The organism is Streptomyces sp. NPDC101151, from assembly GCF_044768335.1.
Classification (GTDB): Bacteria; Actinomycetota; Actinomycetes; order Streptomycetales; family Streptomycetaceae; genus Streptomyces.
In genome coordinates this window covers 64,508-79,018 of the sequence record NZ_JBIWPP010000013.1, presented here as the reverse complement: position 1 = coordinate 79,018, position 14,511 = coordinate 64,508, and the positions used below count along the sequence as shown (strand labels likewise).

Annotated in this window: 10 protein-coding genes and 1 pseudogene; all 11 read right to left on the bottom strand. The window is 68.0% G+C overall.

Annotated elements, in window-relative coordinates:
• Nucleotides 1–606 precede the first annotated feature (606 nt).
• Nucleotides 607–996 (bottom strand): Imm50 family immunity protein, encoded by a 390-nt coding sequence (locus ACIRU3_RS24075; protein ID WP_404059658.1) that lies wholly within the window; start codon nt 994–996, stop codon nt 607–609.
• Between the two features lie 28 nt (nt 997–1,024).
• Nucleotides 1,025–1,231: an HNH/endonuclease VII fold putative polymorphic toxin gene (locus tag ACIRU3_RS24070; protein WP_404059655.1), complete on the bottom strand. Its 207-nt coding sequence runs from the start codon at nt 1,229–1,231 to the stop codon at nt 1,025–1,027.
• A gap of 135 nt (nt 1,232–1,366) precedes the next feature.
• A pseudogene (locus tag ACIRU3_RS24065) lies at nt 1,367–2,209 on the bottom strand (RHS repeat-associated core domain-containing protein); the annotation flags it as partial.
• A 217-nt stretch (nt 2,210–2,426) separates the two neighbouring features.
• Nucleotides 2,427–3,074, bottom strand: coding sequence for a hypothetical protein (locus tag ACIRU3_RS24060; protein WP_404059652.1), 648 nt, complete (start codon nt 3,072–3,074; stop codon nt 2,427–2,429).
• Nucleotides 3,075–3,076: 2 nt separating this feature from the next.
• Nucleotides 3,077–7,735 carry a putative T7SS-secreted protein gene (locus ACIRU3_RS24055; RefSeq protein ID WP_404059649.1) on the bottom strand — a complete coding sequence of 1,553 codons (4,659 nt, stop codon included), beginning with the start codon at nt 7,733–7,735 and terminating at the stop codon, nt 3,077–3,079.
• Nucleotides 7,735–8,322, bottom strand: coding sequence for a hypothetical protein (locus tag ACIRU3_RS24050; RefSeq protein WP_404059647.1), 588 nt, complete (start codon nt 8,320–8,322; stop codon nt 7,735–7,737). Before ACIRU3_RS24050 ends, ACIRU3_RS24055 begins: the two co-directional genes overlap by 1 nt.
• Before the next feature lie 61 nt (nt 8,323–8,383).
• On the bottom strand, nt 8,384–8,902 hold the full coding sequence (locus ACIRU3_RS24045; RefSeq protein ID WP_404059645.1) for a hypothetical protein: 519 nt from the start codon (nt 8,900–8,902) through the stop codon (nt 8,384–8,386).
• A 360-nt stretch (nt 8,903–9,262) separates the two neighbouring features.
• Complete coding sequence (locus ACIRU3_RS24040) at nt 9,263–10,468, bottom strand: exo-alpha-sialidase (RefSeq protein WP_404059643.1); 1,206 nt, start codon at nt 10,466–10,468, stop codon at nt 9,263–9,265.
• Entirely contained in the window at nt 10,465–11,136 is a 672-nt protein-coding gene (locus tag ACIRU3_RS24035; RefSeq protein WP_404059640.1) for a response regulator, read from the bottom strand. Before ACIRU3_RS24035 ends, ACIRU3_RS24040 begins: the two co-directional genes overlap by 4 nt.
• On the bottom strand, nt 11,133–12,332 hold the full coding sequence (locus tag ACIRU3_RS24030; RefSeq protein WP_404059637.1) for a sensor histidine kinase: 1,200 nt from the start codon (nt 12,330–12,332) through the stop codon (nt 11,133–11,135). The genes ACIRU3_RS24035 and ACIRU3_RS24030 overlap by 4 nt, the downstream gene beginning before the upstream one ends.
• Before the next feature lie 15 nt (nt 12,333–12,347).
• Nucleotides 12,348–14,423 carry an MMPL family transporter gene (locus ACIRU3_RS24025; protein ID WP_404059634.1) on the bottom strand — a complete coding sequence of 692 codons (2,076 nt, stop codon included), beginning with the start codon at nt 14,421–14,423 and terminating at the stop codon, nt 12,348–12,350.
• Nucleotides 14,424–14,511: the final 88 nt, after the last annotated feature.

The window sequence follows — 14,511 nt, the reverse complement described above, 5'->3', positions numbered from 1 at the left end:
AGCGCGGCTGTCGAGCGTGCACAGTCTCTCTACCGCAACAGGTCATCCTCGAATGGGTCACCGTAGCTACCCCATCGAAACTGGTAATCGCCCGCCTTTTCGTCGAAGTCAACGCGTAGTCCGCGATCGGGAAGGGAAAATACTTCACTGACCCATCCATCCATGGCCAGTGCGGCCACTTCTGATCGGAAATGAGCCAGCGGGAAGGTGAATGAAGTGACGCGAACGATGACACCTTTGGAGTGCCGGGTAAGCAGATCCGGTGCGTGCACTGCCAACCCGAAGGAAAGCCAGGACGCATCCCGCCAATTTGCATACCTCCGGGCGGCGCCAGGTAGGTTTTCCGGTCGATCTGCAGACAGAACTCCCCGCCGGAATCCGGGACTCCCCAATCAGCTCGCAGGTCAGCGGCGAGGCCTCCAAGCGGACTGCGGAAGCGGTATTTGAAGGTGAAACTCATGTCGAACCGATCTTAGAATTTCAAAAAGGATACGGGCCGTGATGCCCCCCGCCCGGATGCCATCGAATCATCCTCCCGGTGGGCTGGCCGTGGTCGCTGTACTCACGTAGGAGCCATCCCTGACCAGAGTGGTCTCCTTGTCCAATTCAGGCCTCGTTGATGTATGCCGTCAGCTTTGAGATGTAGGCCGTGTCGGCGACTGCATGGACGCGAGTCTCGGGCGACGTCAAATTGAGCGTGACGCCATTCTCTCCGGAAAGAGAAATGTCGGCCTCGATTTCGGTTCCGAAGCCTTCCAGCGCAATCACACGAAGGCCACTCAGTGCAACCTCGACTTGCACAGTATTGAAACCTTGTGCCGCCCATTTGCGCGGAGGCCGTTCCGGGTAGCGGGGGAGATCTAGCCGCAATTTCAGAGTCGGCCCATCCTCGTGCAGGATCACCTCGTGCACACGAACCCCACAGAGCTCCGGCGGGACTCCCCCATAAACGGCGGAAACCCCCTCTGGGTTATGCAGATAGGACGTCCATGACATAAAGACTCGACCTTCCACCCCGGCGGGACTAGTACTCATAGTGTTGTGCGGTTCCCGGGACCTTACCAGTTCGCGGGTTGCCCCATGGGCGAACGTTGAAATGCGAACATTGGTCGCCCACCCCACCTTCACCGTAATAGTGCCCATAGCCGTGATCTTCGATAATGACCCTGCTGCCGTCATTTCGTGTATACACGTACTCTCGGGTCATTACCGGATTGTGTGAAGCGTCCATGACCTATTGCCCTGTTCGATCTGTCATGGGAATCCTACGGATTTCGTCTGGCTGCTGAGACATCGGAATATCCAAGTCCCGCTTCGCCTTTCAGAAGGCTTCACTTCGACTACTTGAGTACTCGTGCGAGGGGTTCTCTGGGCACCCTTCCGGCGAAAGTCCGAGGGGATCGCTCCACGTATGCGGATTGTGGACATAGGTGGTCGGGTTGGGTGCGGGCGTGAGGCCGAGGGGGTCGGGACTGAGGTACCGGGCGTTCTCGGGGTCGTAGTGGCGGAAGTAGTTGTAATGGAGTCCGGTTTCCGGGTCGTAGTACTGGCCGGGAAAGCGCAGGGGTGTGTAGGCGCTGCTGTTCGCTGCCCACACCGTTGTCCCCCACAGCGTGCTTCTGGAGAGGCAGGCGATGTCGCCTCGCTCATCAATGAGTTCGCTGGGTTTTCCGACCAAGTCGGTGACGATCGCGAAGAAGCGAGAGTCGATCTCGTTCTGGGGGGCGCCGGCCGCGGTGATGCGTTCCGTTTGCGTCAGGGGGTGCAGGCCCTGGTGGTCCCAGGTGAGGGTGACCGGGTTCGGGAGGTCCGCAGACGTCGTCGTCTGTTCGCAAAGCGTGGGACCGTCCCAGGTGAAATCGACCCGCTCCACGACTGTCTCACTGTTGGCTCCGAGGCGGAGTTTGGCGGTGCGGCGGCCCAGCGGGTCGTAGGTATAGCGCCAGCGGGTGCCGTCCGGGGTCGTCACCGAGGAGAGGCGGTCCTCGGCGTTCCATTCGTAGCGCCAGGTGTCGGGCTTGCGGGACAGGCGGGTCTTCTGGCGGAGGGTGATACGGCCGAGGGCGTCGTGTTCGTAGCGGACGTTTCCGGCACGCGTGATGCGTGTACCGGTGTACTCGCGGACGCCCACCGCCTCCTGGCCCGGGTGATCCGTCGGCCACGATGCCTGTGTCTGGTTGCCTGCCTCGTCGTATGCGTACCGTTCCGTTACCGGTCCCCGATCTCCTCCTCATCGAAATGAAGGCTGCGCCCAAGGATGTAGCCGACGGAGAAGTCCTGCCATGACTTGTCCGGGGTTGGTGAGCGATCCGCCCTATTGCCCTTGATTTCGAGCATGAGGGTACGGAAGCTACGACGATGAGACTTGGCTGTGCTGGTCGGCGCTGAGGTGTACGACTCCCTCGCCACAAAAAGGCTCTTGGCGGCTATCCGGAAATAGATTGTAGGATTAGGCCGACAATGTCATGGAATGCCATGCGCCGTCCGGCAATCTTATAGATCAGGCCTTGGATTTCCGGGGGCGTCAGCTTGCGACCGATAGATCTTTCTGCCATGGAGAACGCATTCACCTGCCGAGGATCCAGCTGCTCTCTCCAGTTCTTCCATTCCGGAGGGGATCCAGGGGGATCTTGGAGCAAGTGACGTCGGCTAACATCAATCACACTGCGACTACCTGGAGACAACCGAAGGGATTGCCGAAAGAATTCGTCCCCGCGAGCCCTTACAGCCGCGAGAAATTCCAACTCAGCCACAATCGCTTTCGATTCGGATTTACCAACTTGGACGCAAAGCTCCACATCTTGCCCAATTCTCCGCAGGCTCACTTCGATGGGTTGGTCGGGAAACTGAAAGGCGGCGAAGCCAGTACCACGCAGCCCCTTCACTGCGTCCGACAGATAGCACCACAACGGGAAAACGTAGTCCCACTCACTCTTTTTGATCAGCGAGATCCCATCGATCTCCACTTCCAGCACACCCTCGACCAGATCGATATCCTCCTGAACTTCAGCAACATCCCCGAACGGGATAAATTGGCCACCTTCAAGCCGTTTGCACGTTTCTATAATGATCATTATTACTCCACCGGAAAGAACTGTCCGATACGCCCCTGACTTATTCCCATAGTGTAACTCCTACCGTCATAGGCGCCGTGCACCTGATAGCTGTCTTGAACTCCTCGACTTGCAATGTAGCCCCGATTCTGCTGAACTACGCTCGCTATCGCATCCTCGACATCCTGTATGGACATATTCTTCGGAAAATTCGTCTGCATCGCCTTGTCCGGACCGCGTCGATACGATGGATGATGGCGTTCCAGAATGTGTTGCATGCGCTCTTTGGTGAGTCGAAGCTTCTCGCTTCCCACTTCGAAATATCGTGTTTTCCACCCCTTCAGTGCGTCGCCGACACCACACCTCGGCGCCAAGCCGAGTGGATCTGTCCATACATGGGGATTCTGAACATATGCGTTGGGATTGAATGCAGGCTCAAGCCCAAGTGGATCAGGGCTGGCATACAGTGCTGTATTCGGGTCGTAGTGTCGGAAGTGATTGTAGTGGAGGCCGGTTTCGCGGTCGTGGTATTGACCGGGGAACCGGAGGGGTGTGTAGGCGGTGCTGTTGGCGGTCCAGGTGGTGGTGCCCCAGAGAGTGGTGCGGGTGTGCCAAGTGAGGGTGCCGTTTTCGTCAACGAGTTGGGTGGGGGTGCCTACCAAGTCGGTGATGATGGCGAAGAAGCGGGCATCGATTACGTGTTGGGGAGCGTCTGCAGCCGTTATGCGTTCGGTCTGGGAAAGCGGGTGTAGGCCGTCGTGGCCCCAGGTGAGGGTGACCACGTTGGGGGTGTGCGCGCTGCGGGTGGTCTGTTCACAGAGGGTGGTGCCGTCCCAGGTGAAGTCGACTTGTTCGACGACGGTTTCGCCGTCGGCGGCAAGGCGCTGCTTGTCGATGCGGCGGGCCATCGGGTCGTAGTGGTAGCGCCAGCGAGTACCGTCGGGGGTGACTACTGAGGTGAGGCGATCCTCCGCGTCCCAGGCGTAGCGCCAGGTGTCGGGTTTACGGGAGAGGCGGGTCTTCTGGCGGAGGGTGATGCGCCCGGCGGCGTCGTGTTCGTAGCGCATGGTGCCGGCGCGAGTGATACGGGTGCCCTCGTACGTGCGCAATCCTCGGGCTTCGGCTCCCGGGTGGGCGTCGGGCCAGTCGGCGTTGGCCTGGTTGCCGGCGACGTCGTAGGCGTAGGACTCCGACCAGTTGGCGGCTCGGACGGTGGTGACGCGGCCGATGGGGTCGAGGTCGTAGTGGCGGGTGCCGCCAAGGTGGTCGTCGATGCGAGTGACGTAGCCGTCCGGGCGGTATGCGTAGGCGCGATGCTGCACGAGCTGGTCGGCCGGGCCGTTGACGGTCTGGGCGGTGAGGCGGCCGACGGTGTCGTAGGCGTTGGTGAAGGTCACCTCGCCCAGGTGGCGTGAGGTTTCACGGCCGAGCGCGTCGTGGGTGAACGTGAGCGTGTGACCGTGGGTGGTGAGGGCCGTTGGATTGCCGATCATGTCGTACGTCCACGCGCTCTCCGTACCAGCGGGTGTCGTCCGGTTCGTGCGGCGCCCAAGCTCGTCGTACCCATGCCTGAGCGTCCGGCCGTTGACGGTCTCCGACACGAGGCGGCCGTGCCGGTCGCGCAGCAACGTCAAGGTCGCGTCGCCATTGGTGGCCTGGGCCAGTTGGTCGGTGAAGTCGTACGCATACGTCGTCACCTTGCCGTCGGCAACCTTGCGAACAACCTGGCCCAGCTCGTTGCGTTCGAAGGCGATGACCTGGCCGAGGGGGTTGGTGCGGTGGGCCAGACGTCCGGCGGCGTCGTGGGTGTAGAGCTGAACGCGGTCGTCGAAGTCCGTCTCCGCCGCCAGGCGACCCGCCGCGTCGTACTCGTACGTCCACGTCAGGCCCTGCGGGTTGGTGACCTTCGTCAGGCGCAGTTCGCTGTCGTGGGCGAACTCGTAGCGGACCCCGTCCGGGCCCGTACGGGCCGTCAGCAGGTCGAAGTGGGTGTACTCGAAGCGGGAGACGCCGCCGATCGGGTCGGTGTGGCTGGTGCAGTTGCCCTCGCCGTCGTACGTCCAGGACTCGGTCGTGCCGTCCGGGGCCGTACGGGCCGACAGATGTCCCTCCACGGTCCACTCCAGCCGGGTCACCGCACCTGTCGGGTCCGTTGTCGTGATGGCCCGTCCGAGGGCGTCCCGGTTGTAGCGCGTCGCCGCGCCCAGCGGGTCTGTCACCTCCACCGGGAGCCCCCCGCGATCGCACACGACCCTCGTGGTGTTGCCCAGCGGATCCGTCACGGACGTCAGGTGGCCGGCCTCTGTGTACGTGAAGTGGGTCGTCCCGCCCGCCGGGTCCGTCACCGACGTGCGGTTGCCCCGTTCGTCGAAGTCCTGCCGGATCACCGTGCCGTCCGGATCCACCAGCTTCACCGGCAGGCCGAGTTCGTTGTACTCCGTCCTCGCCTCACGGCCGTCCGGGCGGACCACCCGCGTGGCGTTACCCGCCTCGTCGTACTCGAAAGTCGTCGTGTGGCCCAGCGGGTTCGTCCGGGACAGCAGGCGGTTGTAACGGTCGCGGTGGTATCGGGTTTCGGCACCCAGCGGGTCGGTCACGGTCACCACCTGCCGGGCTTCGTTGACCAAGTAGCGTGTGCTGTGGCCTTCGCCGTTGGTCGCCGTGGTCACCCGCAGGTCCGTCTCCGGGTCCGGCTCCCCGTAGGCAAAGCGCGTCGCCATGTGCCCCGCGGAGCCGGTCTGGGCTACGCAGCGGTCCTGGCCGTCGTACTCGTAGGTGTAGCTGCGGTCGTTCGTATCCGTCCAGGACGTGACCCGGCCTGGGCCGTCGTAGGTGAAACGGAGCGGCAGTCCCGAGGAGTTGACGACCTCGGTGAGGTTGCCGTCCGTGTAGCCGAAGCGTTTCAGCTCCTGGCCGGTTGCCGCCAGGTGGTAGGCCGTGACGCGGCCCGAGTTCGTCGTGACGCGGACGCCCTGGCCGGCGCTCGTGACGACGGCCAGCGGCGTGCCCTCCTCGTCGTACTCGAACGTGATCCAGTTGCCGTTGCGGTCGTCGATCTGCTCCAGGACGGCGAGGCCCTCGCCCCGGTCGCCGAAGTGCCAGGTGCGGAGCGTGTGCGGGTCCGTGACCGTGTAGCCGTCGTCCACGCGGTCCAGGGGCCAGCGAGGCCCGTGGCTGGGGAGGGTGGGCAGGCCGGGCGCCGGGTGGGGGTAGGACAGGAGCAGTCCGTCCTCCGCGACGAAGACGACTCCCTGCGCATCTATCTCCAGACGCTGGTCCAGGGTGGAGGACCAAGAGGGGCCGAACCAGCGGCCCAGGTGGTAGCCGGACTCGACCCGCCGCTTGAGGACCAATGGCAGCACGCCGGGGAAGGTCGCGTCCGTCTGCGGAAGGAACATCTTGCCGGTGGCGACGTCAACAGGGTCGCCGCAGTCCTCCACGGCGTCCTCTTCGCGGGAGTGATTCTGCGGGTTCTCGTCCACCTCGTCGCGAGCGGTTTTCCCGCCCGCGCCTTCGGCTCCGGCCTCCGCCCCGCGTTCCCCGGCCGCCGCCTCCTCCGCCCCCTTCACCCCGTCCTCCGCGACCCGGACACCGTCCACAGCGGCCCCCTCGGCCCCCGCCTCCGGGATCAGGAACTGGGGCAGGAGTTCACCGCCGACCCCGCCGGGGTCCTCCAGGAAGGAGTTCCACAGACCGTCGGCCGTTTGGGTGGGGTGGGTGACCATGTGGACGGCGCCGCCCAGCAGTTCGACCTTGGCCTGGGCCGCTTCGTAGGGGTGCGTGATCGCGTACGGGTCGAGCGGGTTCGCGTTGCGGGCCAGGTTGTTCAGGTCACCGAGCCCGCGCATGAAACCGCCGAAGAACCGCATGTCCTCCGTCTTGGCGGCATCCCAGGCGTCGGCACCGTCGAGTTTCAGCTGGTTCAGGGCCGACGGCTCATGAGGTGCGTGCTGGAAGGCGAGTTCGACGCGGTCGGCGGCCTCTGCGGCGAGGTGAGCGCGCTGGCGTCGGGCGGCGGCCAGGATCTGCTCGGCCGCGTGCTTGGCCTCATCGCCCGGGTCCTGCTCCGAGGGCCTCGGCCCGGGGTCCTTCGAGCCCGCATCGACGGCGTGGTTGTACGTCTCCACCTTCTGCTGGTGGGCCTTGGAGGCGGACTTGCCCTCACGGTACTTCGCCACCGCCTCCCGCGCCTGAGCCTGTGCCCACTCCACCGTGTGCGCGAAGTTCTCCAACGCCGAGGCCGCGTCCCCGCACGCCTCACCGGCCTGACGCCACTTGACCTGGTGCGTGGCGAACTTCTTGCGGAAGGTGTCGGCCGCCTCGCCCTTGAATTCCGACGAGTCCAGCTTCTGCATGCCTGACGCGACCGCGCCGAAGGACTTCGCGAAGTTCTGCAGATGCCCCGCCGTCGCGCGGAGCTTCGCCGGGTCGCCGTGGATGAGTTCCTTCGGGTCCTCGGTCTCGTCCAGCTGCTGCTCGTCCACGTGCGCGCCGAGCTTGGACGCGGTCGAGTCGCCCCAGTCGTCGACCTTGTCGGCCGCACCATGCGCACCCGCCCAGTCGAGCGCATCGCCCACGCCATGGGCGCCCTCGTCGATGACATGGCCCGTCGTCCGCTTGACATGGTCGTAGCCGGACTTCAGCGACCCGACGGCGCCGTTGAACTTGCTGGTGAACGACATCAGTTACCGTCACCCGTCCCGGTCACGTCCCGCACGACGGACGGTGAGACCGGGACCGGGCTGCCCGGCACGCCCTCGCTCGTCTCCAGGTCCTTGAGCGCGCCCTTCCCCGTCTGCTTCACGGAGTTCACCAGGTTGTCGCGGTCCTTTGCGCCGTACCCCGTCGTCGCCGCGGCGTGGTTGATCTGGTCCAGACTCTCCTTCTCCACCTGCTCGTTCGAGGCGAAGGGATCCCCGACCACGGAGTTGTAGGCGACCTTCAGCGAACCCTTCACGTACTCGTCCGTCTGGTGGAAGGTTCCTGCCGCGAGCCCCATCCCCTCGGCCAGCGCGTTGCCCTCCTGCATCAGATCGCGCACTCCCCACTGCCAGCGCTCGCAGAAGGTGTGCAGCATCGCGCCCAGATGGTCGTCGCCGACGTCCATGCCGTCCATCTCCAGGCCGGTGAAACCACGGCCCGCGCCGGCCCAGCCCTTCATCCCACCCAGCGAATCCATCTCGCTCAGCGCCTTGTTGATGCCCTCGGCCATCAACTTCAGCCCCTGCACCTGCAGATCCGGCCGGCCGCCCCCGCTCGGTGACGTCATTGCTGTCTCTCCCCCGTCGGTCATCCGGTCTCGATGGCCGGGCCCATGTCCCGGCCGCCACTCATACGTGCTCCGGTTCCGCACTCGTGTCGCTGCCGTCGATCTCCGGCCCGTCCACGGCGACCGCCTCCGGCACGATCCCGACGACCGGCGGCAGCACCAGCCCCCGCTCGCCGTCGCCTGCGTCCACCAGCACTCCGCACGGCAGCCCGGCCTCGGCCGTCACCGCCGGTACGCCGGCGTCCAGCACCGCCGCGCCCCACACCGCCCGGTACCGCCAGGCCCGGTCGCCCTCCCCGCGTGCCCTCGCATACAGCGCGAGCGCGGCCTCGTCGGTGAACGCGAGCAGCCAGCGCGCCCCGTGCGTCTCCACCGTCAGGGCCGCGCCGTCCTCCCCGTAGGGGACGAGGACGCGGCGACGCCGGAAGTCGCCGAGGCGCGCGCGGAACCGGCGCCGGTGAACCCTGAGACGAATGACCTGTTCCGCAGAGAGCGGCGCGTCTTGCCGGTCGGCCGACTGTGCGGCTGCGGATTGCGGTGCATCCGCTGGTGCGGGTTCGGCCGCCGTTTCGGTCGCCACTGCGGCCTGCCTCGCGATGGCGAATGTGCTGGATTTCGGACGCGATGGGGCTACAGAGGAGACATCAGCAGGAGGCAAGGGTGCACGGCCCGCGCGCAGAACCGTCTGCTCCGCGATGTCCGAAAGCACCGACCTGGGCGGATGCACCTCGGTCTCGTCCGCCGCCCCCGTCGATCCCGTCGGCTCAGCGCTGTCCACAGCGCCTTCCCCCTCACCGGTAATGTCTTGTTCCGTTCGACTGATTTCATTCAGTGAACGACCTTCAACACTCACATGCGCGGGTGGTGCGAGCAACGCCCATCGGATCAACAATGGGCAAAAGTCGGTCCATTGATTCCTCAACCGGGGACGATTCCTGGGCTAAGACACCCCCACCCGCCGGAACTCGATCGTCTCGTACGTCCCCTTCGCCCCCGTCTCGTACAGGACCCCGACCGTGTCCTCGCCGAGCTGGACCAGGTCCGAGTAGGCGGCCCGCAGGTCGGACAGGGTGAGCAGCTTCGTGAAGGTGCGGCCCGCGTCCTTGCTGGACCACAGGGCCATGGCACGGCGGGCCGTGGGCACGGAGGGGGCCGTGAGCAGTAGCGGGGCCTTGGGGCCCTGCAGTTGGAGCACGCTGCCCTGGACCACCGGTACGTCGTTCAGGGTGGGCTGGACGACGTAGGGGCGGTCGAGGGTGGCGCCGCCGTCGGTGGAGTAGGTGTCGAGGCGGTTGCCGGGGGCCTTGCCGTTCTGGTCGCGGGCGGTGAAGTACAGGCGGCCGTCCGGGAGTTGGGTGGCGCTTGTCTCATTGGTGTTGGTCGCGCCGTCGTAGGTGCCGTCGACGAAGCCCAGCTGCCAGGTGCGGCCGCCGTCGTCGCTGTAGAGGGCGTGGCCGCCGTAGTACTTGGGCTCCACGCCGGTGTCGCTGGAGCCGGCGGGCGGGGCGGCGGAGTGGTTGGCCGGGACCAGCAGTCGGCCGGGGGCCCCGCCTCCGGGGGAGTGCCGGCCCCGGGTCAGGGCGACCGCGTGCCCGGGGCCGGTCGCGTACCAGCGCCAGCCCGGCCGCTTCACCTCGGCCGTGATGTCCCGCGGACGGGTGAAGCGGCGGCCGTCGTCCCCGCTGCGCTGCACGAACACCCGGCGGCCCTGCTCGGGCGTGACCTCGCCACGCATGATCTGCTGCTCCGTCACGGACCCGCCGTTGTACGACGTCACGAGCACGACCGCGCCGGAGCGCGGGTCGACCACGGGTGCCGGGTTGCCCCGGGTGTTCCCCTCCCCCGCGGCCACCACCGTCAGCGGGCCCCAGGTGCAGCCGCCGTCGGCGGAGCGGCGCAGGACGACATCGATGTCGCCGGTGTCGCCGGCGCCGTCGTGCCGGCCCTCGGCGAAGGCCAGGACCGTGCCCTGGCCGGTGATGACGAGCGCGGGGATGCGGTAGGTGTCGTAGCCGCCCGTCCCTGCCGTGTACGGCACGGAGGAGACGCAGCCGTGCGCGGAGTGGGCGGAGTGGGCGGGCTGGACGGCGGTGAGCGGGGTGAGGAACGCGGAGGCGACGAGAAGCGCGCGGTGCAGCGGGATCACGCCCCCATGCTCCCCGGAATCACCAGCCCCGACTCGTAGCCCACGATGACCAGCTGAGCCCGGTCGCGCGCCCCGAGCTTGCCCATGATCCGGCTCACGTGGGTCTTCGCGGTGAGCGGGCTCAGCCCCAACACCTCGGCCACCTCTGTGTTGTTGAGGCCCCGGCTGACCAGTGTCAGGACCTCCCGCTCCCGGTCCGAAAGGCGCTCGGGACCGCCCGTCACCGGCGCGGAGGGGCTGCGCAAGAACCGCTCGATCAGGCGTGCCGTCGGCCCCGGTGAGAGCAGCGACTCGCCCGCGGCGACCGTCCGGATCGCGTCGAGCAGATCGGCCGGACGGGTGTCCTTCACCAGGAATCCGGAGGCGCCGGCGCGCAGCGCGTCCACGATGTGCTCGTCGGTGTCGTAGGTGGTGAGCACCAGGACCTTCACCCCGGCCAGGTCCTCGTCGGCGGCGATCAGCCGGGTGGCCTCGATGCCGTCGAGGTCGGGCATGCGGATGTCCATCAGCACCAGGTCGGCGCGTTCGGCGCGGGCGAGGTCGACGGCTTCTCGGCCGGTGGCGGCCTGTCCGACGACCACCATGTCCGGCGCGGACTCCACGAGCATCGCGAATGCGGCCCGTACGAGGGTCTGGTCGTCGGCGAGCAGCACGCGGACGGGGGTCATCTCGTTCCTCCCAGTGGCAGTACGGCCGTCACCTCGAAACCCTGTCCTTCCTCGCGGGGCCCGGCGGTCACCGTGCCGCCGACGCTGCGTGCCCGCTCCCGCATGCCGACCAGGCCGTAGCCGGGTGTGGCGGTGCCGGCGCCCGCGCCGTCGTCGGTGACGTGGACGTGGAGGGCACCGTCGTCCTCGGACACCCGCACCCGCACGGTCAGGTCGTCCCGGCCGCCGTGCCGTACCGCGTTCGTGAGCGCCTCCTGCACGATCCGGTAGGCGGCGGCGCCGACGGCGGGCGGCGCCTCGTCCGCGGTGACCGTGAGCCTCACCTGGGCGCCCACGGCCGTCCGGGCGAGGTCGGCCAGGCCGTGCAGGCCGGGCAGCGGCCCGCGGGCGTCCGGGGTACCGGGATCGCGCAGGACCTCCAGCGTCGTACGGAGTTCACCGCGGGCCGTGCGGCAGGTCTCGGCGATGTCGTCGAGGGCGCCGGCGACGGCGGCCCGGTCCAGGCGGCCGGGGTCGGCGGCCAGGACATGGGCGGCCACCGAGGTCTGCACGCCGATCAGGGTGATGCTGTGGGCGAGCAGGTCGTGCAGGTCGCGGGCGATGCGCAGGCGTTCCTCGGCGACCCTGCGGCGGGCCTCCTCCTCGCGGGTGCGCTCGGCCCGTTCGGCGCGCCCGACGGCCGCGGCCGCGTTCTCCCGGTGGACGCGGATGTAGCCGCCGAGGACGAGCATGGAGACGATCCAGCCGGTGATCTGGAAGGACACCGCGAGCCCGGCCATGCCATGGTCGATCTTGAGGACCATCATCAGCGCGATGACGGCGCAGCCGACGGCCGCCGTCCGCAGGGGCCCGTTGCGGACCGCCACCGTGTACAGGACGACCATGGAGGCGGCGGTCGGCGCGGAGTGGTTGTAGTCCTGCTGGTGGTACACCGCGATCAGCGGGATCATGATCGCCAGCGTCGGCAGCGGTGCCCGCCGACGCCAGGCGAGCGGGACGTGCAGGCCGAGCAGCAGGGCCCAGCCGAGCGCGTCCGGGTGCCGGCCGCTGCCGACGGTCACCGCGATCGCGGAGGCCGGCGCGGCGAGACCGACGGCGAGGTACGCGTCCTGCCGCAGCGGATCGAGGGACGCGTACCGGAGGACCGCGGCCGGCCGGAGCCGGGAAGCGTTGCTGGTTGCCTGCACGGGGTTCATCTTCCGGTACGGGGCTCAGCCCACGGGCTCCGGTGTGCGCTTCCTCGGCGTCTCGGGTGTCCTGGACAGCGGTCCCGGCCACCACACCCGCCGCCCCAGCGCCACGCTCGCGCTGGTCACCAGGTAGGTGCGGACGAGGAAGGTGTCCAACAGGACGCCGACCGCGATGACGAAGCCCAGCTCCACCAGCGGAACCAGGCCCATGTTCGTGAGCACGGCGAAGGTGGCGGCGAGGACGAGGCCGGCGGAGGCGATGACCCCGCCGGTGGTGCGCAGCGCGATCAGCGCGGCCTCGGCCGGTTCCGCGCCCTTCAGCGACTCCTCCCGCATGCGGTGCATCAGGAAGATGCCGTAGTCGACGCCGAGGGCGACGAGGAACACGAAGGACAGCAGGCCGAGGCCGGGATCGGTGCCGTGGAAGCCGAACAGTGGCTCGAACACCAGTCCGCCGAGGCCGAGCGCCGCGCCCCACACGGCGACCACGGCGGCCATCAGGATCAGCGGCGCGACCAGGGAGCGCAGCAGGACCATCAGGATCAGCAGCACGGAGAGCAGGACGATCGGTACGACGACCAGCCGGTCACGGGCGTCGGTGTCCGCCAGGTCCAGCTGCTGGGCGCTGGGCCCGCCCACGTAGGAGCCGTCGACCCGGTGCCGCAGTGCCTTGATGATGGCGGTCTCGGCGGCGGACTGGGGCGGGGCGGACGCGGTCACCGTGATCTCGGTCCAGCCTCCGCCGGTACGGCCCTTTTCGGCGCCTGCCACTCCGCGGGTGGCCCTGGCCGCCGCCAGGGTGGCGTCGGCGCGGTCCGCCGGGGTGAGGATCTCGATGGGCTGCGCGGACCGCTCGGGGTAGGCCTCGGCCAGGGTCCGCATGGCCGTGACGGAGTCGGGCCGGTCGACGAAGGTGTCGAGTTGCTTCACCGCGCCGGGCAGGTTCAGCGTGCCCAGCGCGAGCGCGCCGAGCAGGGCGGTGCCGGAGGCGAGGACGGTCAGCGGGCGGCGCCCGGCGGAGGAGCCCATCACGGCGAACAGCGACCGGCGCTCCGTGGGGGTGCTGCCGTGAGCGGGCACGAGCGGCCAGAAGACGCGGCGGCCCAGCAGGACCAGGACGGCGGGGAGCAGCGTCAGCATCGCGGCCAGCGCGCACAGGACGCCGACGGTGCCGAGCGGGCCCATGCCCCGGCTGGAGTTGAGGTCGGCGGCGAGCAGACAGAGCAGTCCGGCGGCGACGGTGCCGGAGGAGGCGAGCACGGCGGGCCCGCAGCCGCGCAGGGCGGCCCGCATGGCGTCGTACGGCCGCTCGTGGCGCCGTAGCTCCTCGCGGTAGCGGGAGACCAGGAGCAGGGCGTAGTCGGTGCCGGCGCCGAAGACGAGGATCGTCATGATGCCCGCGCTCTGGCCGGAGACGGTGGTGCCGAAGGTCTGGTTGAGGCCGTAGGCAGCGGCCCGGGCCAGGAAGTCGCCGATGCCGGCGACGGCGAGCGGGACCAGCCACAGCAGCGGGCTGCGGTAGATGAGGATCAACAGGACCGCTACGACGGCGACCGTGGTGTAGAGCAGGGGTCCGCCGAGGGAGCCGTACACGGCGGAGGCGTCGGTGGCGAGGGCCGCCGGGCCGCCCACCTGGACGGTCAACCCGCCCTGGCTGTGGGCGATTTGGCGGATGTCGTCGACGAGGGTGTCGCGCTTCTTCTCGTCGGTGCCGGGCTCGTTGCTGGTGACCGGGTACATCAGGGTGGTGCCGTCGGCGGACGGGATGCCCTTGGGTGCGGTGGTCAGGGTGTGGCGCCCGGCGACGGTCGCCGTCTGCCGGCCGGCCGTGGCCCGGTCGGCGGCGGTGAGGCCTCCCGTGCGGTGGTAGACGAGGACCAGCTCGGTGGTCTCGCCGCCCGGCAGCCGGTCCTGGAGTCTGGCCACCTGGGTGGAGTCGGCGGATGCGGGCAGGTAGTCGGTCGCCCGGTCGTGCTGGACGTCGGCGAGCCTCGCGGCGAACGGTCCCGCCACGGCCAGCAGGGCCACCCACAGCCCCAGCACCAGCCAGGGCAGTCCTCGCCGCCCGTCTGTCCCACGTGTTGTCGCGGCCCCCATGGAAACGGGCCTCCCTCCGGAGCGGATGTCTGGATACGGCTTCCAGACTTCCGCCGGAACGGGTCGCGTTCGTCGGGCGTGGGGGCGA